Raw genomic sequence first — 22242 nt, forward strand, 5'->3', positions numbered from 1 at the left:
CGTAGTGGAACCTGGCGTCATTCAGACCCTAGGCTCGGGCGCTCATCCGTTCTAAAGTCTTCTCAGACGACCCCAGACCCCGGCCCGTCCGATCCCCCATGGCCCCACGAACCTCCCGCGCAGACCGCCGGGTTACTCCCGCAGCCCGTGCGCGCGCGGTCGAGGACCAGCCCGGTCGGCGGTTTCGGGGGGAGCAGACCGCCGACCGGGCCAGGTGGGAGCCGTCCGGCGGTGGGACTGTTTGTGGGTCGGTGGAGGCTGCCGCAGCTTGGCGGGGAGCTGGCCGGTAGTGGGCGTTGCCCGGAAGCCGTGTCGGTGTCGAAGTTGCCTCGGACTCGGCCTCGGACCGTCCGATACCCCATGGCCCCACGAACCTCCCCCGGGTTGCTCCCGCGGCTCGGGGCGGACGCGGTCGGTAGGGCCCGTCAGCCGTGTCGGCGTTGGAGCTGCCTCGGCCCCCGTTCGGGCCGGTGTGGCCCCACAGAGGCCTCGGTCAGTCCGTTCCGCGTCTGCGGCGGGTGCGGAGGAGGCCTACGGTGGCCGCGGCGACGCCTGCTAGTACCAGTCCGGTGATTGCCTGGCCCGTGCCGGGGCCGGCTCCGCGCACGTCCACGGAGGCGAAGTGTGCGGCAGCGCCGCCGTTCGCGTCGACGGGGAGTGCGGCGGCGGGGCCGTGCTGCAGGGTCTGTGACGGGGCTTGGTGCTGCGTCTGCGGTACGACGGTGATCCTGCCGTTGATCACGGTGTCGGAGCAGGTGAGCGTCACGCCGTAGGAGCCGGGCTGCAGCGAGGTGCGGACCCGGGTGTCCCCGGTGAGTGTGCCGTCGGTGCCCGTCAGCCGCGCGTCGGCGACGAACGCCGGGGACGCCGCGGTGCCCGTCCGCGCCGGGCATCCGGTCGCGTGCAGTGCGATGTCGGTGCCGGGGGCGGGGGACGACGGGACCACCGAGACACCTGCTCCGCCCCCGTCAGCCGCGTACGGCGCCCCCGGCGCGAGAGCGCAGGCGGCCAGAAGTCCGGTACAGAGAGTGAGACGCAGTGAACCCATCGTGAAACCTCCAGATATCCGGAGGCTCTCCCGCGAGCCCGCACCCCGCATCCTCAGCGGCCCCGCACTGCTCCGTTCGGGTGGCAGAGGGTTTCGGCGAGCCGTGCCGAATATCATGGCCGTCTCGTACGCAGACAGACCGGGAGTCGGCACCCATGGCCCATCGCAAGCCCATCGAATCGTGGCTCACCGACATGGACGGGGTGCTGATGCACGAGGGCGTCCCGGTGCCGGGCGCGGACGCGTTCATCAAGAAGCTCCGCGAGTCGGACCGTCCGTTCCTGGTCCTCACGAACAACTCGATCTACACCGCGCGCGACCTGCACGCCCGGCTGAACAGGATCGGCCTCGACGTACCGGCGGAGAACATCTGGACCTCCGCCCTGGCCACCGCCAGCTTCCTGGACAACCAGCACCCCGGCGGCACCGCCTACGTGATCGGCGAGGCCGGCCTGACCACGGCTCTGCACGACGCCGGGTACGTGCTGACGGACTCCGACCCCGACTTCGTGATCCTGGGCGAGACGCGGACGTACTCGTTCGAGGCGCTGACCAAGGCCATCCGGCTGATCAACAAGGGTGCCCGCTTCATCGCCACCAACCCGGACAACACCGGGCCCTCCCCGGAGGGCGCGCTCCCGGCGACCGGTTCCGTCGCCGCGCTGATCACCAAGGCGACCGGCAAGGAGCCGTACTTCGTCGGCAAGCCGAATCCGCTCATGATGCGGAGCGCGCTGAACACCATCGGGGCGCACTCGGAGAGCAGCGCCATGATCGGCGACCGTATGGACACGGACGTGCTGGCCGGGCTCGAGGCCGGGATGGAGACCTTCCTCGTCCTGACCGGACTGACGACCATGGCCGACGTCGAGCGCTTCCCGTACCGGCCGACGAAGGTCGTGGACTCCATCGCGGACCTGGTCGACCTGGTCTGAGCGCAGCGATCTCGGGCCGCGCGTCTCGGGTCGCGCGTCTCGGGCGGACCCGATGGCGCGCTGCCCGGCCCCCCTCAGCCGCGCTTGCGCGGCTTGACGGCGAGCAGTACGGCGCCCGCGGTGACGAGGAGGACGGCGATGGCCGCGAGGGTGCCGGCCGGGGTGCCGAGGCCGGTGCGGGCGAGTTCGTCGACGAAGGGGAGGCCGGGGTCGAGGCCCGGTGAGGCGGTGCCGGTGGGGGTCGCGCCGTCCTGGCTCGGGGTCGTTTCGTCCGGGTCCCGGGTCGCGTCCTCCGGGTCCCGGGTCGCGGCGCCGTCGATGCGGAAGCGGTAGTCGCCGGACTGACCGACCCAGTCGCCGTCGTCCTTGTGCCGCTGGACGACGGCCGCGTTGGCGGTGACCTCGTTGGTCAGGGTGTCCGAGGTGAGCGCGAGGCGGACCTTCACGCTGACGGTCCTGCCGGGGCCGACCGTGAAGCCGGGAAGGCCGTCGTCGAAGGCGCCGACGAGTTCGTCCTCGTCGGTGGCGGTGAAGCGCACGGGGTGCGGACGATCGGCGGCGTAGAAGTCCAGGCGGGGCTGCGTCGGCTTCAGGGCGCGCTTGTTGTCGACGAGCACGACGACCGGGTGGATGCCCGTGCAGGTCCGGTCGGTGGTGTTGGTCAGGTCCAGGTACCAGGTGCCGTATCCGCCGCCCGCCTCATAGGCGTCGGGGCCGCCGTGGATGCGGGTGGTGACGGGGAAGCGGCGGCCGTCCGGTGCGCAGCCGGGGGCGGCGTGCGCCGGCGCCGCCACGGGGAGGAGCGCGGCGGCTGCGGCCAGGCACAGGGAGACGGGCGTGCGGAGTCGCATAATCATGAGACTGTGCCGGACGGGTCGGGGCGCCGGACGATGCCGCCCCGCGATCCCGGGCAAGTCCCCCCGATCAGCAGGCAGACCGTCAGCCGGTCAGCCGTCCGCCCGCCCGAACAACGGGGCCAGCACCAACTGCGCGGCCCCCTCCGCGACCCCGTCGGACGCGATCCGTACCGGCACCGCCGTCTCGCCGACCCGCCGGGCGCGCTCGTCCAGGACGGCGGTCACCCCGGTCACGAAGGCGTCGGGCGCGGCGGTGATGGTGCGGCCGCCGAGCAGTACGAGGTCGATGTCGAGCAGGGCGACGAGGTTGCCGGCCGCGGTGCCGAGCACGCGGGCCGCCTCGTCGGCCTCGCCGCGTGCCACCGCGGCCAGGCACAGCGCCTCGACGCAGCCGCGGTTGCCGCAGCCGCAGGGCGGCCCGTCAAGCTGGACGACCTGGTGGCCGAACTCCCCGGCGCCGGTGCGGGCGCCGCGGTGCACGCTGCCGCCGATGACGAGTCCGGCACCGAGGCCCGTACCGAGATAGAGATACGCGAAGGACCCGCCCGTGCCCGCGACGGCCAGGCCGAGCGCCGCCGCGTTGGTGTCCTTGTCGACGACGACGGGCACGCCGAGCCGCCGGGCCAGCGCGTCGCGCAGGGGGAAGCCGTCCCACTCGGGGAACCCCGTCACCCGGTGCAGCACACCGCGGGCGTGGTCCAGCGGGCCGGGGAGCGCGACCCCGATCCCGAGGAGCGCGTCCGTGCCCCGGCCGCCCGGCGCCCCGCCGCCCGACACCCGGCCGGTCAGCGCTCCCGCTTCCCGCGCCACCGCGTCCACCACGGCCTCGGGGCCCGCGCCGAGGTCGAGCGAGGTGCGCTCCTCCCCCACGACGGCGCCCGTCAGGTCGACCAGGACCGCCCGCAGTTCGTCGCGGTCCAGGTGCAGCCCGACCGCGTGTCCGGCCTCGGGGACCAGCCGCAGCACTGTGCGCGGCTTGCCGCCCGTCGAGGCGCGGCGCCCCGCCTCCGCCGCGAGGCCGTCCGCCCGCAGCCGTGCGGTGATCTTGCTGACGGCCTGCGGGGTCAGCCCGGTCCGCTCGGCGAGTTCGAGGCGGCTGATCCCCTCGGCCCCGGCGGTGCGCAGCAGATCGAGGACGAGCGCCATGTTGTGGCTGCGCAGGGCGGGCAGGTTCGCGCCGACGACGCCGGACGCCCCCGCCGTGACGGGCGCGCTCGCCGCTCCGGCCCGACCGACGGCCGATGTCGTTTCCGCACGGCCGACGGCCGACACGGCGCCCGCCCGGCCGCCGGCCGACGTCGCCCCCGCCCGCCCCACGGCCGACGTCGCCCCCGCACGGCCGACCGCCGACGTCGAGCCCGCACCGCCGACCGCCGACGTCGAGCCCGCACCGCCGGCGGCGGACGCCGCCCCCGCCCCCGCCCGTGCCCCTGCATCCGCCTCCGCTGCCCTCGTCCTGTCCACGCGCCCATTGTCCCCCGCGCTTGCACTTTGGCAACAGCGTTGCGAAAGTGGGAGGCATGACTCGTACTCCTCTGCGCGTGGGCCTCGTCGGCTACGGCCTCGCGGGCTCCGTCTTCCACGCCCCGCTGATCGCCGCCACCGAGGGCCTCACCCTCGACACGGTGGTCACCTCGAACCCGGAGCGGCAGAAGCAGGCCCTCGCCGAGTTCCCGGACGTGCGCGTCGCGGCGACCTCCGAGGAGTTGTTCGGCCGCGCCGCCGAGCTGGACCTGGTCGTCGTCGCGTCCCCGAACCGGACGCACGTACCGCTCGCGACCACGGCCCTGAAGGCCGGCCTCCCGGTCGTCGTCGACAAGCCGATCGCCGGCACGGCCGCCGAGGCACGCGAACTCGCGGCCCTCGCCGAGGACCGCGGACTGCTCCTCTCCGTCTTCCAGAACCGCCGCTGGGACAACGACTTCCTGACCCTGCAAGCGCTGCTGGAGAAGGGCGAGTTGGGCGACGTATGGCGCTTCGAGTCCCGGTTCGAGCGGTGGCGCCCGCAGACCAAGGGCGGCTGGCGCGAGTCCGGCGACCCGGCAGAGATCGGAGGTCTGCTCTACGACCTCGGCAGCCATGTCGTCGACCAGGCACTCGTCCTCTTCGGCCCGGCCGCGCAGGTGTACGCCGAGTCGGACATCCGCCGCCCGGGCGCGGAGGCGGACGACGACACGTTCATCGCCATCACCCACACCAGCGGCGTCCGCTCGCACCTCTACGTCTCCGCCACGACCGCACAACTCGGCCCGCGCTTCCGGGTCCTCGGCTCGAAGGCGGGCTACGTCAAGTACGGCCTCGACCCGCAGGAGGCCGACCTGCGCGAGGGCCGGCGTCCCGGCCCGGGGGCCGGCTGGGGCACGGAGGCGGAGGAGGCGTGGGGCCGCGTCGGTTCCGGCGAGTCCCCGGCGACCGGCAGCGGCCGCCCCGAACCGACCCTCCCCGGCGACTACCCCGCGTACTATGCGGCCGTGACCAGGGCCCTCACCGACGGCGGCGCCAACCCGGTGACCGCTCTCGAGGCGGCAGCAGCCCTCGACGTCCTTGAGGCGGCCCGCCGTTCGGCCCGCGACAAGGTGGCGGTGACGCTGTGACGCACAAGGAGATCACGCCCAAGTTCCAGCCGGAGCTGACTCCGTCCGTGGAGGAACTGGAGGCGCAGGAACGGCACCTGGTCTTCAGCCAGTTCACCCACGAGGACGCCTGGGCGCTGGGTTCCCTGCTCGTGGAGCTGGCCCGGGAGCGCCAGGCGCCGGTCGCGATCGACATCCACCGCGCGGGCCAGCAGCTCTTCCACGCGGCCCTCCCCGGCTCCACCCCCGACAACGACGCCTGGATCGCCCGCAAGCGCCGTGTGGTGGAGCGCTACGGCTCCGCCTCCTACCTCGTGGGCGCCCGCTTCCGCGCCAAGGGCTCCACCTTCGAGGAGTCCTCCCGCCTCGACCCGGACCGCTACGCGGCCCACGGCGGCTCCTTCCCGATCAACGTCCTGGGCGTGGGCGTGATCGGCACGGTGACGGTCAGCGGCCTCCCCCAACTGGCCGACCACAGACTGGTGGTGGAGGCCTTGGAGACCTTCCTGGACAAGGCCTGACGGGAGCGCCCCGCCAGGGGCGCGGGGAACTGCGCGCGCAACCACGACGCACCCGCGGTCGCCAAGCACGCGCAGCCCCACCCCCTCTAGGCGTCCTTGAACTCCTGCCGCTGCCGCCCGAGCCCCTCGATCTCCAGCTCGACGACATCCCCGGCCCGCAGATACGGCTTCGGCTCGGGCGCCCCCATGGCAACCCCCGCCGGCGTCCCCGTGTTGATGACGTCCCCGGGGTACAGCGTCATGAACTGACTGACGTACCGCACGACCTCCCCCACCGGAAAGATCTGCTCAGCCGTCGTCCCGTCCTGCTTCAACTCCCCGTTGACCCACAGCTTCAACGACAGATCCTGTGGATCGGCGACCTCGTCCGCCGTCACGAGCCACGGCCCCAGCGGATTGAACGTCTCGCAGTTCTTGCCCTTGTCCCAGGTGCCGCCGCGCTCGATCTGGAACTCCCGCTCGGACACGTCGTGCGCCACGGCGTATCCGGCGACATGGCCGAGCGCCGCCTGCGCCGACTCGACATACCGGGCCGTGCGCCCGATGACGACGGCGAGCTCGACCTCCCAGTCGGTCTTCCGCGACCCGCGGGGCACCAGCACCATGTCGTTCGGCCCGACCACCGTGTCCGCGGCCTTGAAGAAGATCACCGGCTCGGCGGGCGGCTCGGCGCCGGTCTCGCGCGCGTGGTCGTGGTAGTTCAGCCCGATGCACACGACCTTGCCGATCCGGGCGAGCGGCGGCCCGACGCGCAGCCCGGTCGCGTCCAGGGCGGGCAGCTCCCCCGCCTCGGCGGCCGTGCGGATCCGCTGCAGCGCCGCTTCGTCGGCGAGCAGCGCTCCGTCGATGTCCGGGACGACACCGGAGAGGTCCCGCAGAATCCCCTCGGCGTCGAGCAGCGCGGGCGTCTCCGCTCCGGCCGTACCGACTCGCAGCAGCTTCATGATCATGTCTCCCTCGATCGCGGGCGTCCGACCGATGTGTGCAGCCATCGGAGGACTGGTCGATCCTCCAAGCTCGAAGTCCAGTCCGCAAGACCCGGTTCACGGACTGGACCCCCGCCTCGGCCCTACTGCCCTACCTGCCCTAGCGGTAGAGCACGGCCCGTTCGACCGCGGTCCACGTCGTGCTCGTCACCACGTACAGCGCGGCCGCCAGCGGTACGACGGCCACCGTGACGAGCGTGAAGAAGGACAGGTACGGCGCGACCCTGCCGATGGCCGCGGCGCCGGGAATCTGCTCCGGGCCGGCGTCGACGGCGGCGGTGGCCATGGTCTTCTTCGCGCGGAGGTAGTTGAAGGTGGCGACCGCCGCGACGATCGCGAAGAGCCCGAGGTACACGAGCCCGGCCGCCCCGAACACCCCGGCGCCGGACAGGGCATCAGCCCATCGCCCGCCGAGCGGCGCGGCGAACAGGTGGTGGGTGAGCAGACCGTTGTGCTCCCCGCCGATCGTGGTGCTCGAGAACAGGTGGTAGAGCAGGAAGAACGCCGGCAGCTGGAGCAGTCCGGGCAGGCACCCGGACACCGGTGACACCTTCTCCTCGGCGTGCAGTTCCAGCAGGGCCTGCTGGAACTTCTCGGGGTTGTTCCGGTGCCGGGTGCGCAGCTCGGTGATCTTCGGCTGCAGCGCGGTGCGGGCCTTCTGCCCGCGGGCCGCGGCCCGGGAGAGGGGATGGACGAGGAGTCGTACGAGAGCGGTGAACAGGACGATCGCGGCGGCGGCCGCGGTGGCGCCGAACAGCGGCTGGATCAGCGTGGCGAGTTGCTCGACGAGATGAGCGAAGGCCGGAAAGACGGACATGGTTGAGCCCTCCGAGGGTCATGCCGGAATGGGGTGAAGGCGGCATGACGACCCGCACGGGCACGGGTCAGGAGAGGTGCAGGGTGCCCTGTGCGACGGTCGTCGGGAGGGCGGATCCGGGGGCTCGGGGGCGGGTGCGGCCCCGGGCGTCGGGGTCGCGCTGCGGCAGGAAGGCCGTACGGCGGTCCCGGTCGCGCATCGCCGTCCGCACGCGTGTATGCGGCACCGCGGGCACGCAGCGTGCGGCGAGCAGGGCGCAGGCGGCGAGCGTGGCCCCGGCCGCTGCGGTCGCGGCGAGCGCGACGGTGGCGGTGAGGCTGCCGGTGTCGGCGAGCAGCACGGCCTGGAGGACGACGAGCAGCAGCAGGAGGGTGGGGCGCAGGGATGCCCGGTTGCGGATCATGGCCCCTCCCACCCTCTTCTCGTACGAGCGCTCGTCCTGCTGTCGGTTATACAGGATCTGCCGCTATACCGGATCAGCCGCGGCCGGCTGCTCGATGGGCTCCAGCAGCCGCTTCGGCTTGAGCAGGATCCGGCTGATCGGATCCGCCGGGTCCGGATCGAGGCCCGGGCCCGGCACCATGACGACGTCCTCGACGGGTACGGCGGTTGCACAGGTGGGGCATTCGCCGTACGTCCCCAGTTCGGTGCCGCAGACGGAGTGCTGGAAGGTGCGCAGGGGCGCCTCGCCGAAGTGCTCGCGGCCCCACAGGCCGAGGGAGCGCAGCGTGGGCCACAGGGCGATGCCGCGGTCGGTGATGACGTACTCGTCGCGCGGCGGCGACTCCTGGTACCGGCGCTTGTCGAGGATGCCCTCCGCGGTGAGCGTCTGCAGGCGGGCGGCGAGGACCGCGCGCGGGATGCCGAGGTGGACGAGGAAGTCGTTGTAGCGCCGCACGCCGTAGAGCGCGTCGCGGATGACGAGCAGCGTCCAGCGCTCGCCGACGACCTCCAGCGCGCGGGCGATGGAGCACTCCTGTGTCGCGTAGTCCCTGCCCAGTGCCATGCCGTCCACTGTAACCATTTCCGAGAAGCTGATTCAATGAATGAACCTAGGGTGCTAGGGTGGGCGGCATGCCTAGGTTCAATGAACGAACTCTCACGGAGGTCGACGCCACGCGCGCGTCGCCCGCGCAGCCCGCTCAGACGCCCGGGCACGCTCGCGCCACCCTCGCCCTGACCAGCGCGGCCACGGCCGTGACGCTGATGACGTACACCGCCCCGATGGTCACGCTCCCGGACACCGCGGCGGCCCTGCACACCTCGGTCTCCGCGCAGGCCTGGCTGCTCAACGGCACCCCGCTGGGTCTGGCCGCGCTGCTCCTGGTGGCCGGCAGCCTCGCCGACGACTACGGACGCCGCCGCATCTTCCTGACGGGCACCCTCGTCCTCGGCATCACCACGGCCCTCGGCGCCCTCGCCTCGTCCACCTGGCTGTTCACACTGGCCCGGATCGCGCAGGGCGCGGCGAGCGCGGCGATCCTCGCGAGCAGCCTGGGGCTGATCGTCCATGCGTTCCCCACGCCCCGCGGCCGGCTGCACGCGACGGGTGTGTGGGGTGCGTTCGTCAGCGGCGGCATCGCGGTGGGCCCCCTCGTGGCGGGCGCGTTCCCCGACTGGCGCGTGGCCTACGGCGTGTTGGGCGCGGCGGCGCTGCTGGTGGCGGCGCTCGGCACCCGCGGTCTGACGGAGTCCCGTTCGCCGAGGGGCGGCCGCCCGGACGTGCTCGGCGCGCTGACCTTCGGACTGGCCCTGGTCGCGCTGGTCGCCGCCCTGACCCTGGGCCGGGACGGCTGGCTGCGCCCGCAGGTGGGCCTGCTGCTGGTGGCGACCGTGGCGTTGATGGCGGTCTTCACCCTGGTGGAGCGCCGCACGGCGACACCGATGATCGACCTCGGCCTGCTGCGCCGCCCCCGCTTCCTGGCGTCCTCCGCGGGCGGCCTGTTCACGGGCCTGGCGGTGATCGGCACGTTCAGCTTCCTGCCGGCCATGCTCCAGCAGACGCTCGGCCTGAGCGCGATGGACACGGCCTGGCTGTTCCTCCTGTGGTCGGGCCTGTCCTTCACGGTGGCACTGCAGGCCAAGCGGCTGTCCGGCCGCGTCTCCCCGCGTGACCAACTCGCCGTCGGCTTCGCCCTCCACGCGGTCGGCGTGCTCACCATGCTCGGCGCGCTCGACGCCCACTCCTGGCACCGGCTCCTGCCCGGCCTGATCGTCGCCGGCACCGGCAGCGGCCTGCTGAACGCCGCCCTGCCCCTGCTGTCGGTGGAGTCGGTCCCGGCCGCCCGCGCCGCCATGGGCTCCGGCGCCCAGCAGACCTTCCGCTACATCGGCTCCTGCGCGGGCGTCGCCCTGACCATCGCCATCGCGACGTCGTCGGGCAGCGGACTGGCTCACGGCGCCGACCTGGCGCTGGCGGTCTCGGCGGGCCTCGCGGCGGTGGCGGCCGCGGCCGTGCTGGCACTGCGCTCGTCGTCGGCCTCGTCGTCGGCTTCGTCATCGGCCTCGTAAGGCGTCTCCCCCCGGCCCGCCCGCCGCGCGCATCCGTATGAAACATTTCCCCGGCCCCACCGCATCAATGAAGTGAGAGCGGATGCGCGGGGCCGGGCGCGGTGCCGTGAGTTGGGGGAGAGATGCGACAGGTGCGGGCGGACGAGTACGCGGAGTTCGCCGCGGTGCGTGCCGGGCATCTGTACCGGTCCGCCTGTCTGCTGACCGCCGGGGACACGCATCTGGCCGAGGATCTCGTGCAGGAGACGCTCGGGCGGCTCTACGTCAACTGGCGGCGGGTGTCCCGGGTGGGCAACCCGGCGGGGTACGCGCAGACCGTTCTCATGCGTACGTTTCTCGCCCATCAGCGCCGGCTCAGCAGCACCGAGCGGGCCATGGACGTGCTGCCCGAACTGCCCGACGACGGCGCCGGCCGTGACATGCCGCTGCGGCTGACGCTGCTGCAGGCCCTGGCACGGCTGCCCGCCAAGGACCGGGCTGTGGTCGTCCTGCGGTACTGGGAGGACCGCTCCGTCGAGGAGACCGCCCAGGTCATGAACGTCAGTTCGGCCGCCGTGCGCACCCGCTGCACCCGTGCTCTCGGGCGGCTGCGGGAGCTGCTCGGCGAGGACCTCGGCGAGTACGCGCGCCCCTGAACACGCCTTTGTACGTCGTCCTTTCGCGAAACGGTGGTCCGTCATGCCCTTGGAACAGCACAGCGATCCCTTCGAGGAACGGCTCTCGGCCGGTCTGCGCGACGCCGCCGGCTGCTTCGAGACCGACCGGGCCGCGCTCGTGACCGCGGGAGCGGTGCGCGGGCGGCGGCGTCTGCTGCTGCGCCGGCGGGCCGCCGTGGCCGGCGGGGCGGCGGGCATCGCGCTCGTCGGGGTGGGCGGGGCGCTGCTGCTGCCCGCCGGCGACGGGGGCTCCCGCGAGGGCCGCGGCGACCGGTCCTCCGTGGCCGCCGCCACACACGCCTCCGCGTCCGCATCCGCCCCGGCGTCCACGACCCCCGTCTCCGGCGACGCGTTGATCCGTACGCTCGAAAAGCTGCTCCCCGACGGCAGGTTCAGCGGTGCGGAGGCGCGGGGCACGGACGAGAAGCCGGGGCCGTACGCGCATGTCGTGTTCGACGACGGCAAGGGCGCGGCGGCTGTGGGCGTGAGCCTCGGCCGCGTCGAGCCGGGCAGCAAGGAGGCCAAGCAGGTCACCGAGTGCCCCGGCAAGGCGTACGCCCACTACGACGCCTGCACCACGAGCAGACTGGCGGACGGCTCCGTCGCCATGGTGCTGCAGGGCTACGAGTATCCGGACCGCCGGGTGGACACCAAGTGGTGGAACGCCGAGCTCGTCACCCCGCGGGGCCACCACGTCAGCGTCAGCGAGTGGAACGCCGCGGCCGAGAAGGACGCGCCCGTCACCCGCCCCCAACCACCCCTGTCTCCCGCCCAGTTGAGGAAACTGGCCGCCGCGACCGCCTGGCGGGACGCGATCGACACGATCCCCGCCGAGCCGGACAGGCCGACCGCGGACCCGACCGGTGCCGCGCCGAGCGTGAGCGAGCCCGTCGCCGCCGTACCGGTCGCGCCCACCCTGAAGTCCCTGCTGCCGAAGGGCCTCACCGTCCTTGAGGACAGCGGCCGGGACAGCGGGTTCGGGTATGTCGTCGCCGACGACGGCAAGGGCAGAAGCCTGGTGCAGGTCAACGTCCAGGGCGGGATGCAGGACGTCGCGGGCGAGCTCTTCGGGGCGGATGCCGAGACCCTGTCCGACGGCACGAAGGTCGCCGTGCAGCAGGGCCCCGGCGAGAAGGGCGGCGCGGGCGTGGTGATGTGGACCGTCGACACCCTGCGGACCGACGGGACACGGGTCGTGATCAGTGCCTTCAACTCCGGGGCCCAGGACACCGCCGCGACCCGCAAGACCCCCGCCCTGTCCGTCGGGCAGCTGAGGGCGATCGCCCTCAGCCCCAAGTGGTTGCTGTAGGTCGGGCAGGCCCCGGCCCTGTCAGAAGAAGTCCGCCCACGGCTGGTCCCAGATCTGCTTCACGCACAGCACCAGGAACAGCAGCCCCGCGAGCGCGAGCATGCCGTTGCTCAGCATCCCGTTGCGCCACTCGCGGGGCGTACGGGCGGAGTTGAGGAGCCAGATCAGGGTCAGGGCGAGGAAGGGCATGAACGCCGCGCCCAGCACGCCGTAGATGATGATCAGGCGGAAGGGCTCGCCCTGGAAGAGCAGCACGATCGGCGGGAGGGTGAGCCACAGCAGATAGGCGCGGAACGGCCACGACCGCTCCCGCTCGCCCGACGCCACCTCGGTGCCGGTCGCCGCCTCACGGCCGCGGTAGCGCGCCACGAAGTCGGCGAACATCAGGCTCACGCCGTGCCAGACGCCGATCAGCGAGGTGAACGACGTGGCGAAGAAGCCGATCAGGAAGAACTTCGCGGTCGCCGAGCCGTACTCCCGCTCCAGGATGTCGCCGAGCTGGATCAGCCCCTTGTCGCCGCTGGCGATGGCCACGTTCGCCGAGTGCAGCAGCTCCGCGCCGACGAAGAGCATGGCGACGACGAAGATGCCGGTCGTCAGGTACGCGACGCGGTTGTCGAGCCGCATCACCTTCATCCAGCCGGAGTCGGTCCAGCCCTTGGCGTTGACCCAGTAGCCGTACGCGGCCAGGGTGATGGTGCCGCCGACGCCGCCGATCAGGCCCAGGGTGTTGAGGACGGAGTCCTTCTCGTCCGGCAGCACCGGGAGCAGACCCGCGAAGGCGTCGCCGAGGTTCGGCGCGACCCGGACCGCCAGGTACACCGTCACCACGAACATGACGCCCACCAGGACCGTCATGACCTTCTCGAAGACGGCGTACTTGTTGAACCAGACGAAGACCAGGCCGACCAGTCCGCACGCGATGGCCCACGCCTCCAGGGACATCACGTCGGGGAACAGGGCCTGCAAGGGCAACGCGCTCGACGACATCGCCGCCGCGCCGTAGACGAAGCCCCAGATGACGACGTAGACGACGAAGAAGTACGTCGTCCAGCGGCCGAGGCTCGCCCAGCCGTCGAAGAGGGTGCGGCCGGTGGCGAGGTGCCAGCGGCCGGCCGCCTCGGCGAGGGAGATCTTGACCAGGCAGCCGACGACGGCCGCCCAGAGCAGGGTGTAGCCGAAGTTGCTGCCCGCGATGAGTGTGGCCACCAGGTCGCCGGCGCCGACGCCGGTCGCGGCGACCACGATGCCGGGGCCGATGTAGCGCCAGCTCGATCTGTGGGGGGTTCGGTCGGTGTCGGTGGGTGCCTCGGTGTGCGTGGGGTTTCCCGTGGTGTCCGCCATGACGGTCAAGAAACCGCAAAGCTACCGAAGGGACAAGAGGGCGGGGTCAGTCCGTGCTCTTGTTCTCCGCTTCGGCGCTCTCCGCCACCGTGTCCTCCACGTTCTCCACGTCCTCCGCGCCCTCCACGTCCTCCGCGCCGTCCTGGTCCTCTTCGTCCTCCGCGCCGTCTTCGAAGTAGGCATCGAGGACCGCGTCCAGTTCGGACTCCCACTCGGCGAAGCGGGACCTGGACGTCGCCTCGATCTCGATCGGGTACCAGCGGCGGTCGGAGGTGTGGACCGTGATCGTGAACCGCTTGCCGAAGCGCGGGGACTCGGTCTCCACGGCGCCGATCTCGTCCCAGCGGAACTCGCACTCCTGGTCGTCCAGGGCGAGCCGTACCCCTCGGTGGTCGGCGACGATCTTCGCGCGGCGGTCGGCGGCCTCGAAGACGGGGCCTTCGGGGGCCTCCTCCTCGTCGTCCGCAGCCGCCTCCGGCTCCCCGGCACCCTCGTCGGATCCGGGCGCGGCGGAATCCTGCGCCGTGCCGGACGCGCCGTCCGACTCCTCGGAGACGGCCTCGGCGTCCTGTGCCGCGCCCTCCTCCGGCTGCTCGGACACGGGTGGGGTGAGCCCGGGGATGAAGGCCGGGTCGAATCCGGCACCCGTCACGGGCTCGCCCTTCAGGGGCTGGCTGCTCGATCCTATGCGCTGCTCCACAGCGGGCAGTATGGTCGAAGATCCTGTGCGGGACACAGCCGGCCCCAACTTCGTTATGAGACGCCTACATGCGGGCGCCGCACGTACGGGCGCCTAGACGAACAGGCTGACGACGGCCGCCACCACGAAGCCCGCCACCGACAGCACCGACTCCAGTACGGTCCAGGTCTTCAGCGTGTCCCGCTCGCTGATGCCGAAGTACTTGGCGACCATCCAGAAGCCGCCGTCGTTGACGTGTGAGGCGAAGATGGAGCCCGCGGAGATGGCCATGATGACGAGGGCGACGAAGGCCTGGGAGTGGTCGCCCTCGCTGAGCAGCGGGGCGACGATGCCGGCGGTGGTGACGATGGCGACCGTGGCCGAGCCCTGGGCGACGCGCAGGACGACCGAGATCAGATACGACAGGACGAGCACCGGCAGGCCCACGTCGTGGAAGGTGTCCGAGAGGGCCTGGGCGACACCGCTCGCCTTGAGGATCGCGCCGAAGATGCCGCCCGCGCCGACCACGAGCAGGATGTTGCCGACCGGCTTGAGGGACGCGGTGGAGACGGTCTCCAGGGACTTGCGGGACCAGCCGCGGCGGATGCCGAGCAGGTAGTACGCCAGCAGCAGCGCGATCGTCAGCGCCACGAACGGGTGGCCGAAGAACTCGATCACCGAGCGGCCCGTGGACGGGTCGAGGGCGATGGAGGAGAACGTCGCCGCGAGGATGAGGATCAGCGGGGTGCCGATGATGCCGAGGACGACGCCCAGCGACACGGGCTGCTCGCGCGGCTGCACGCCCTGCGCCTGCTGCTCGTTGACGACCGCCAGCTTGGCCTCCGCGGCGGCCTCCACCATGTCCTGCGGCACGGGCACGAAGATGCGGCGCCCGATCCACGCGGAGAACACCCAGGCGGCCAGCACGGCCGGGATGCCGCAGACGATGCCCATGAGGATGATCCAGCCGAGCTGGACGTGCAGCAGTCCGGCCGCGGCCACCGGTCCCGGGTGCGGGGGCAGGAAGGCGTGGGTCATCGACAGGCCCGCGAGCAGCGGCAGGCAGTACAGCAGGATCGACTTGCCGGAGCGCTTGGCGGCGGCGTAGACGATCGGCGCGAGGACGAAGATGCCGACGTCGAAGAAGACCGGGATGCCGAAGATCAGGCCGGTGAGGCCCATCGCGAGGGGCGCGCGCCGTTCGCCGAAGAGGTTCAGCAGCCGGGAGGCGAGCACCTCGGCGCCGCCGCTGACTTCGAGGATCGCGCCGAGCATCGTGCCCAGGCCGATGATGATCGCGACATGGCCGAGGATGCCGCCCATGCCGGACTCGATGGTGGAGACGGCGTCCGAGCGCTGGACCGTGCCGAAGAGTTCGGTGACCGACAGTCCGGCGAGCAGGCCGACGGCTATGGAGACCGCGAGCAGGGCGACGAACGGCTGGAGTCTGACCTTGATGATCAGGAAGAGGAGGAGCGCGATACCGATGGCGGCGACCGTGAGCAGACCGGCCGTGCCGTCGAACAGGAGGAGCAGACCGCCGGTGTGTGGTGGGGCGGCCGGTGCGTCAGCGGCGAGCGGAAGGGACATTTCGGGGGTCCTCTGGGTAAGGGCATGGGGCTTTCGGGCAGGGGGGATCGCGGCACGGCGTCCCGGGGGTGTGGGGCGCCGCGCCGTGAGGACGTACGCGGTGGGGGGTTCGAGGCGGCGTCAGCCCAGTACGGCCAGTGCGTCGATCTCGATGAGGAGCCCCGCGGGCAGACCGACGTAGACGGTCGTGCGGGCGGCGGGCGGCTGGGTGAGGCCCTGCTCCTCGAAGTAGGTGTTGTAGAGGTCGTTCATCTCGGCGAAGTGGTCCACGTCGGTGAGGTAGACGCGGAGCATCATCACGTCGTCCCAGCTCGCGCCGCCCTCCTCCAGGATCGCCTTGACGTTGGCGAGGGTCTGCAGGGTCTGCTCGCGCAGGGTGGGGCCGGCGGGCGTGGGCGGCCTGCCCTCCTCGGCGGGCAGGAAGCCGACCTGGCCGGCGACCTGGAGGATGTTGCCCTTCCTGACGCCGTGGGAGAACTTCGCGGGCGGGGTGGTGTGCGTCTTGGGGGTGAGCGCGATCTTGTCGGTCATGGGGCGACTTCCTTGACGGGGGTTCTTCCGGAGTACTCCCCGCTGATCGCGTCCGCCGTGCGGCGCACCAGGGGGAGCAGGGTGAGGAGTTCGTCGGCGGTGACGACGACGTTCGGCGCGGAGACCGACATCGCGGCGACGACCTTGCCGTCCCCGCCGCGGATCGGCGCGCCGACGCAGTTGATGGACTCCTCGTGGCCGCCGAGGTCGGTGGCCCAGCCCTGGTCGCGCACCTTCTCCAACTCCCGCAGGAACGCTGCGGCGTTGGGAGTGGACCGGGGCGTGTACATGGGGTAGTCGAGCTTGTCGGCGAGCAGCCGGCGCTCGCTCTCGGGCAGGTCGGCGAGGAGCAGCTTCGCGACGGCCGCGACGGTGATGGCGACCGGCTTGCCGATCCGTGAGTACATCCGGACCGGGTAGCGGCTCTCCACCTTGTCGATGTAGAGGACCTCGGACTCCTCGTACACCGCGAGGTGCACGGTGTGCCCGCAGCTCTCGTTGAGGCGTACGAGGTGGGGGTGGGCGATCTCGCGGATGTCGAGGTTCTCCATGGCCTCCTGGGCGAGTGCTATGAGGCGGGCGCCCAGGCGGTAGCGCTGGTCGGACTGGCGGTAGACGAGTCCGTGTTCGTGCAGGGTCCGCAGCAGGCGCAGGGCCGTGGACTTGTGCACGCCGAGCCGGTCGGCGACCCGGCCGAGGTCGGCCGGTCCCTCGGCGAGCAGCGGCAGGATGCTGAGCGCGCGGTCGACGGTCTGGCTCATGACGTACGTACCTCCTCGTCGGCCCGGGCGACGTCCTTCGTCCAGCCGGGGCCGAGTCGAAGTCTCCCCCACGCCTCGTCGTCGAGGGCGGCGAGCCGGTCGGCGTGCGCGCGGGCGGGGGGCGGGGCGAGGTCGCCGGGGGCGGTGAGGGCGGCGGCGGCCATGAGGTGGCCGTGCCGCAGCCGGTCGCGGACGGGCAGCCCGCGCAGGGTGGCGGAGAGGAACCCGGCGGCGAAGGCGTCACCCGCGCCGACCGCGGCGACGACGTCCACCGTCGGCGCCGGGACGAAGGTGGCGTCCTGCCGGTCGAACACGGTCGCCCCGCGGCCGCCCTGCTTGACGACGAGCACCTCGGGGCCGGGGAGCGCGGCCCGGATCGCCTCGGGATCGCGCAGCGCCCAGACCTCCTCGGCCTCGTCCTCGCCGACGAACACCAGGTCGGCGCGGCCCGCCAGTTCCAGCAGCACGCTCGGCCCGTCGGCCTTGCGCCACACCGTGGGGCGGTGGTTGACGTCGAAGGAGACCAGTGGCCGTTCGGCGCGGGGCGCGGTCAGTTCGCGCACCAGGGCGAGGCAGTCGTCGGACAGCATCGGGGTGATCCCGGACAGATGCAGAACCCTGCCCGCGCGCGCCGCCGCGAGGTCGGTGTTCGCGACCGACATCGCGGACGCGGCGGACCCGGCGCGGTAGTAGGCCACCTCGTGGGCGTCGGTCGCGCGGTCGCCGGCGGTGCGGAAGTAGATGCCGGTCGGGCGGTCCGGGTCGCGGTGCACGGCGCCGACGTCGACGCCGTAGGAGCCGATCGCCTCGACCAGATGGTCGCCGAACCCGTCGGAGCCGACCCGGCTGACCCAGCGCGCGGTGTGCCCGGCGGCGGCGAGCGTGCAGGCCACGTTCGACTCGGCGCCGCCGATGGCGCGGTCGAAGGAGGGGACGTCGGCGAGGCGTCCTGGGGTGGTGGGCAGGAACGTGACCATGGACTCGCCGAGCGAGACGACGTCGACGGTGCCGACGGCGTCGAGGGCATTGCAGGGTCCGGGTGTGGTCACGATCGTCGTAACTCCTCGATGTGATGGCGGTGGGGGCTCCGTTGACCCCACATTGGCCGAGATGTTAGACAGCAGTAAGCGACATACGCAATGAGCATTGCAAGCATTGCAACACTCCAGATCAGGGAGGTCCCATGGGCATCGAAGCCCTCGCCCGCCTCGCCGACGAACGCGTCGACCACCGCTTCAAGGGCCTCCCGCCGGACGCCGACGGGCTGACCGTCGCCGAGCTGGCCGCCCAGCGCCGCAATCTCTTCACGGGCGGCTTCACGACCCCCGTCCTCGCCCTGTCGGCCGAGCGTCTGGAGCACAACCTCGCGCTGATGGAGACGTACGCGACCCGCCACGGCCTGGCCTTCGCCCCGCACGGCAAGACCTCGATGGCGCCCCAGCTGTTCCACCGGCAGATGGAGCGCGGCGCCTGGGGCATCACCCTCGCCGTGCCCCACCAGGTGCGCGTGGCACGGGCGTTCGGCGTCCGGCGGATCTTCGTCGCCAACGAGATCCTCGACCCGGCGGCCCTGCGGTGGATCTCCGCCGAACTCGACGCCGACCCCGGCTTCCGCTTCATCTGCTACGTCGACTCCGTGCGCGGTGTGCAGCAGATGGACGCGACGCTGCGGGGCGCCGCGCGTCCGCTGGACGTCGTGGTGGAGCTCGGCGCGGGCGAGGGCGCCCGTACCGGCGTGCGGACGGAGGCGGAGTGCGCGGAGGTCGCGGACGCCGTGGCCGGCACCCGCACGCTCCGGCTCGTCGGCGTCGCGGGCTACGAGGGCGAGGTGCCCGAGGCCGACCCCGAGCGGGTGCACGCCTGGCTGCGGCGCCTGGTCGCCCTCGCCGCCGACTTCGACAAGGCCGGACGGTTCCGGGGCCTGGAGGAGATCGTGGTCAGCGCGGGCGGCAGCGCCTGGTTCGACGCGGTCGCCGATGTGTTCGCCGAGATCCCTGCCCTGTCCTCCCCCGTCCTGAAGCTGCTGCGCTCGGGCGCCTATGTCTCGCACGACGACGGCCACTACCGCCAGGTGACGCCCTTCAACCGGGTCCCGGAGGAGGGGGCGCTGGAGCCGGCGTTCCGCCTGTGGGCGCAGGTGGTCTCCCGCCCCTCGGCCGAGCAGGCCTTCGCCAACGCCGGCAAGCGGGACGCGGCCTACGACCTCGACCTGCCCTTCGCCCAGGTGGTGCGCCGGGACGGTGCCGAGCGCCCGGCGACCGGTGTCTCGGTGACCGGCCTGTCCGACCAGCACACCTGGCTGCGCACCACTGACGAGGCGGACCTGGAGGCCGGAGACTGGGTGGGGATGGGTCTGTCCCATCCGTGCACGTCCTTCGACAAGTGGCAGCTGATCCCGCTGGCCGAGGCGGACGGCACGGTCGTCGACTACATCCGTACGTTCTTCTAGAGCACCTTCTCGGAAAGGGAGGCCGGTCGTGGAGCAGCTCGTGATCCGGGACGCGGACGTGGTCGACGGCAGCGGGGAGCCCGCCTACCGCGCGGACGTGGTGGTCGACCGCGGCAGGATCGTGTCGATCGTCAAGGAGGCCGCCGCGGCGGGCTGTCAACGCCCCGAGGCCATGCGGGAGTTGGACGCCGAGGGGCTGGTCCTGTCCCCCGGCTTCATCGACATGCACGCCCACAGCGACCTGGCCGTCCTGCGCGACGCGGACCACAGCGCCAAGGCCGCACAGGGCGTCACCCTGGAGGTCCTGGGCCAGGACGGACTGTCGTACGCGCCCGTCGACGACCGCACACTGGCTCAGGTGCGCGCCACCATCACCGGCTGGAACGGCTCCGGCGACGACATCGACTTCGACTGGCGCTCGGTGGGCGAGTACCTGGACCGCCTCGACCGCGGGATCGCCGTCAACGCCGCCTATCTGATCCCGCAGGGCACCGTCCGGATGCTCGCCGTCGGCTGGGAGGACCGCGACGCGACACCCCAGGAGCTGGACCGCATGCGGCAGTTGGTCGCCGAGGGCATGGAACAGGGCGCGGTCGGCATGTCGTCGGGGCTGACCTACACGCCGGGCATGTACGCCAAGGACGCCGAACTCACCGAACTGTGCCGGGTGGTGGCCTCCTACGGCGGCTACTACTGCCCGCACCACCGCTCCTACGGCGCCGGGGCGCTGGAGGCGTACGAGGAGATGATCGAGCTGTCGCGGGAGGCGGGCTGCTCGCTCCATCTGGCGCACGCCACCATGAACTTCGGCGTGAACAAGGGCCGCGCGCCCGAGCTGCTGACCCTGCTGGACGAGGCGCTGGCGGCCGGGGCGGACATCACCCTCGACACCTATCCGTACACCCCGGGCTGTACCACCCTCGTGGCGATGCTGCCGAGCTGGGCGCACGAGGGCGGCCCGGAGGCCGTCCTGAAGCGGCTCGCGGACGAGGAGACGTCCGCGCGGATCCGGCACGACGTGGAGGTCGTCGGCTCCGACGGCTGCCACGGCGTGCCCATGGACTGGAACACCATCGAGATCTCGGGCGTGAGCGACCCGGGGCTCGGGGAGTTCGTCGGACGGACCGTCCAGGAGTCGGCGGACCTGCGCGGGGAGTCCCCCTGGGCCACGGCCCGGCACCTGCTGGTCCAGGACCGGCTGGGCCCGACGATCCTGCAGCACGTGGGCCATGAGGAGAACGTGCAGGCCATCATGCGCCACCGGGTGCACACGGGCGGCTCGGACGGCATCCTCCAGGGCGCGAAGCCCCACCCACGCGCGTACGGCACCTTCCCGCAGTATCTCGGCCGCTACGTACGGGAGTTGGGGGTGCTGTCGCTGGAGGAGTGCGTCGCCCATCTGACGTCCCGGCCCGCGGCCCGGCTGCGCCTTCCCGACCGGGGGCTGGTCCGCGAGGGCTACCGTGCGGACCTGGTCCTGTTCGACCCGGCCACGGTGGCGGCGGGTTCGACGTACGAGAATCCGCGCACGCTGCCGACGGGCATTCCGCACGTCCTGGTGGACGGGCAGTTCGTGATCGAGGACGGGCGGCGTACGGACGTGCTGGCGGGGCGGGCGGTCCGTCGCAGTCCCGTGTGACGGAACGCCCGTGCGCGGGGCGGGAGTTACGGCTGGGGCGCGCGAGTTACGGCTTGGGCAGGACGCAGCCGGAGGCGTTCAGGTCGAGCTTGTTGCCGGCGGCGAAGCAGGCGGGGATCTGGTAGGTCTCCTCGGCGTAGTTGATGCCCTGACGGACCGTCACTTGGCCGTTCTCGTCGACCTCGCAGGGGTTGTTCTCGGTGCAGCGCTGGCCGTCCTCGTTGCCGGTGTTGTTGACGGCGACGACCTTGCCGGTGGCGTTGTCGATGACGGGCGAGCCCGAGGTGCCGCCGATGGTCTGGCAGGCGGAGGTGTAGCGGACCGAGTCCTTCCAGGTCCAGTCGCCCTCCTTGAGGCGGTAGACGAAGCCGTCGATGTTGCAGGCGTACGTCCGCTTCCAGTAGCCGGAGACGACCGTGATGGCGGTGCCGGCGGTGGGGTGCGTGTTCTGCACGGTGAGCGGGCTGATGCCGTAGGAGCTCTTGATCGCGGCGTAGGTGGTCGTCAGGCGGTAGAGCGTGACGTCCGTGTCGGTCATGGTCGAGTAGACGACCTGGTTGGCCCGGAGCGTGGCGACCTTGCTGCCGGAGGAGTTCAGCAGCCCGAAGGTGCGGCTGGAGGACTGTCCGGTGATCACCTCGCCGGGCTCCGGGAACCCGGTCTCCAGGCAGTGGCCGTTGGTCATGACGAGTGCCGGGTCGCTGTCCGCGGAGTTCGGGAAGCGGACGACGGAGCCGGAGCAGTTGCTGAGCGAGACGGTGCCGGCGAAGTCGACGGCCTTGACGGCGGGGGTGGCGGTGTCTTCGGTGGACACCGGCGCCGCAACCGCCGGCGCCGCACCTGCCCCGGCCATCACCAGGGCGAAGAGCACGGCACCGAGAGGCTTCTTCATGTGGGGGTCCTCTCCTGCGACTTGGGCGACCGGAAATCTTCCGGCCGCCCACGTTTTGACATGTGCATTGTGAAGCCCAGCCCATGCCGGGGCAAGAAGCCGTTCCGGTCCCGAGGACGGCGTACGGCACCGCTGCCCCGAACT

22 protein-coding genes are annotated in these 22242 nt (G+C 72.0%); 8 read left to right on the top strand and 14 right to left on the bottom strand.

Going from position 1 to position 22242, the window contains the following annotated elements; translation table 11 throughout:
- Window positions 1-493: 493 nt before the first annotated feature.
- Window positions 494-1048, bottom strand: a complete 555-nt coding sequence (locus MQN93_RS06780) for a hypothetical protein (protein ID WP_242708735.1) — start codon at window positions 1046-1048, stop codon at window positions 494-496.
- 155 nt (window positions 1049-1203) lie between these two features.
- Between MQN93_RS06780 and MQN93_RS06785 the strand changes: the two genes are divergently transcribed.
- The gene (locus tag MQN93_RS06785) at window positions 1204-1983 is read left to right on the top strand and encodes an HAD-IIA family hydrolase (RefSeq protein ID WP_016434941.1); all 780 of its coding nucleotides are present in this window, start codon (window positions 1204-1206) and stop codon (window positions 1981-1983) included.
- A 74-nt stretch (window positions 1984-2057) separates the two neighbouring features.
- Here the strand turns inward: MQN93_RS06785 and MQN93_RS06790 are convergent, their stop codons facing one another.
- Window positions 2058-2840: a hypothetical protein gene (locus MQN93_RS06790; RefSeq protein ID WP_242708736.1), complete on the bottom strand. Its 783-nt coding sequence runs from the start codon at window positions 2838-2840 to the stop codon at window positions 2058-2060.
- Between the two features lie 90 nt (window positions 2841-2930).
- A complete protein-coding gene (locus tag MQN93_RS06795) occupies window positions 2931-3986 on the bottom strand; it encodes an ROK family transcriptional regulator (protein ID WP_242708933.1) in 1056 nt (351 codons plus the stop codon).
- Between the two features lie 374 nt (window positions 3987-4360).
- Here MQN93_RS06795 and MQN93_RS06800 point away from each other — a divergent pair, with 374 nt between their 5' ends.
- A complete protein-coding gene (locus tag MQN93_RS06800) occupies window positions 4361-5434 on the top strand; it encodes a Gfo/Idh/MocA family oxidoreductase (protein WP_242708737.1) in 1074 nt (357 codons plus the stop codon).
- Window positions 5431-5934, top strand: a complete 504-nt coding sequence (locus tag MQN93_RS06805; protein ID WP_242708738.1) for a heme-degrading domain-containing protein — start codon at window positions 5431-5433, stop codon at window positions 5932-5934. The genes MQN93_RS06800 and MQN93_RS06805 overlap by 4 nt, the downstream gene beginning before the upstream one ends.
- Window positions 5935-6020: 86 nt before the next feature.
- Here MQN93_RS06805 and MQN93_RS06810 read toward each other — a convergent pair whose 3' ends face one another.
- The 4 genes from MQN93_RS06810 to MQN93_RS06825 form a co-directional block, all read right to left on the bottom strand.
- Window positions 6021-6878, bottom strand: coding sequence for a fumarylacetoacetate hydrolase family protein (locus MQN93_RS06810; RefSeq protein ID WP_242708739.1), 858 nt, complete (start codon window positions 6876-6878; stop codon window positions 6021-6023).
- Between the two features lie 142 nt (window positions 6879-7020).
- Entirely contained in the window at window positions 7021-7737 is a 717-nt protein-coding gene (locus MQN93_RS06815; RefSeq protein ID WP_242708740.1) for a YidC/Oxa1 family membrane protein insertase, read from the bottom strand.
- A 67-nt stretch (window positions 7738-7804) separates the two neighbouring features.
- The gene (locus MQN93_RS06820; RefSeq protein WP_242708741.1) at window positions 7805-8140 is read right to left on the bottom strand and encodes a DUF6412 domain-containing protein; all 336 of its coding nucleotides are present in this window, start codon (window positions 8138-8140) and stop codon (window positions 7805-7807) included.
- Window positions 8141-8203: 63 nt separating this feature from the next.
- Window positions 8204-8743, bottom strand: coding sequence for a winged helix-turn-helix transcriptional regulator (locus MQN93_RS06825; protein WP_037782332.1), 540 nt, complete (start codon window positions 8741-8743; stop codon window positions 8204-8206).
- 68 nt (window positions 8744-8811) lie between these two features.
- On the opposite strand from MQN93_RS06825, the gene MQN93_RS06830 reads away from it, so the two are divergent.
- The 3 genes from MQN93_RS06830 to MQN93_RS06840 all read left to right on the top strand — a co-directional run bounded on the left by MQN93_RS06830 (window position 8812) and on the right by MQN93_RS06840 (window position 12213).
- Complete coding sequence (locus MQN93_RS06830; protein ID WP_242708742.1) at window positions 8812-10248, top strand: MFS transporter; 1437 nt, start codon at window positions 8812-8814, stop codon at window positions 10246-10248.
- 122 nt (window positions 10249-10370) lie between these two features.
- Window positions 10371-10883: a SigE family RNA polymerase sigma factor gene (locus MQN93_RS06835; RefSeq protein WP_242708743.1), complete on the top strand. Its 513-nt coding sequence runs from the start codon at window positions 10371-10373 to the stop codon at window positions 10881-10883.
- 43 nt (window positions 10884-10926) lie between these two features.
- On the top strand, window positions 10927-12213 hold the full coding sequence (locus tag MQN93_RS06840) for a hypothetical protein (protein ID WP_242708744.1): 1287 nt from the start codon (window positions 10927-10929) through the stop codon (window positions 12211-12213).
- A gap of 21 nt (window positions 12214-12234) precedes the next feature.
- Here MQN93_RS06840 and MQN93_RS06845 read toward each other — a convergent pair whose 3' ends face one another.
- The 6 genes from MQN93_RS06845 to MQN93_RS06870 all read right to left on the bottom strand — a co-directional run bounded on the left by MQN93_RS06845 (window position 12235) and on the right by MQN93_RS06870 (window position 18167).
- Complete coding sequence (locus MQN93_RS06845) at window positions 12235-13557, bottom strand: Nramp family divalent metal transporter (protein ID WP_242708745.1); 1323 nt, start codon at window positions 13555-13557, stop codon at window positions 12235-12237.
- A 46-nt stretch (window positions 13558-13603) separates the two neighbouring features.
- Entirely contained in the window at window positions 13604-14257 is a 654-nt protein-coding gene (locus MQN93_RS06850; RefSeq protein ID WP_242708746.1) for a hypothetical protein, read from the bottom strand.
- 93 nt (window positions 14258-14350) lie between these two features.
- On the bottom strand, window positions 14351-15826 hold the full coding sequence (locus MQN93_RS06855; protein ID WP_016434926.1) for a GntP family permease: 1476 nt from the start codon (window positions 15824-15826) through the stop codon (window positions 14351-14353).
- Between the two features lie 120 nt (window positions 15827-15946).
- Window positions 15947-16357 carry a RidA family protein gene (locus MQN93_RS06860; protein ID WP_242708747.1) on the bottom strand — a complete coding sequence of 137 codons (411 nt, stop codon included), beginning with the start codon at window positions 16355-16357 and terminating at the stop codon, window positions 15947-15949.
- On the bottom strand, window positions 16354-17118 hold the full coding sequence (locus tag MQN93_RS06865; protein WP_016434924.1) for an IclR family transcriptional regulator: 765 nt from the start codon (window positions 17116-17118) through the stop codon (window positions 16354-16356). Before MQN93_RS06865 ends, MQN93_RS06860 begins: the two co-directional genes overlap by 4 nt.
- Window positions 17115-18167 (bottom strand): sugar kinase, encoded by a 1053-nt coding sequence (locus MQN93_RS06870; protein ID WP_242708748.1) that lies wholly within the window; start codon window positions 18165-18167, stop codon window positions 17115-17117. The genes MQN93_RS06865 and MQN93_RS06870 overlap by 4 nt, the downstream gene beginning before the upstream one ends.
- A 134-nt stretch (window positions 18168-18301) precedes the next feature.
- Between MQN93_RS06870 and MQN93_RS06875 the strand changes: the two genes are divergently transcribed.
- Window positions 18302-19567: an amino acid deaminase gene (locus MQN93_RS06875; protein WP_242708749.1), complete on the top strand. Its 1266-nt coding sequence runs from the start codon at window positions 18302-18304 to the stop codon at window positions 19565-19567.
- Window positions 19568-19595: 28 nt separating this feature from the next.
- On the top strand, window positions 19596-21206 hold the full coding sequence (locus MQN93_RS06880; protein WP_242708750.1) for an N-acyl-D-amino-acid deacylase family protein: 1611 nt from the start codon (window positions 19596-19598) through the stop codon (window positions 21204-21206).
- 46 nt (window positions 21207-21252) lie between these two features.
- Here MQN93_RS06880 and MQN93_RS06885 read toward each other — a convergent pair whose 3' ends face one another.
- Window positions 21253-22098 carry a trypsin-like serine peptidase gene (locus tag MQN93_RS06885; protein ID WP_242708751.1) on the bottom strand — a complete coding sequence of 282 codons (846 nt, stop codon included), beginning with the start codon at window positions 22096-22098 and terminating at the stop codon, window positions 21253-21255.
- Window positions 22099-22242: the final 144 nt, after the last annotated feature.

The organism is Streptomyces spinosisporus (genome assembly GCF_022698145.1).
Taxonomy (GTDB): Bacteria; Actinomycetota; Actinomycetes; order Streptomycetales; family Streptomycetaceae; genus Streptomyces; species Streptomyces spinosisporus.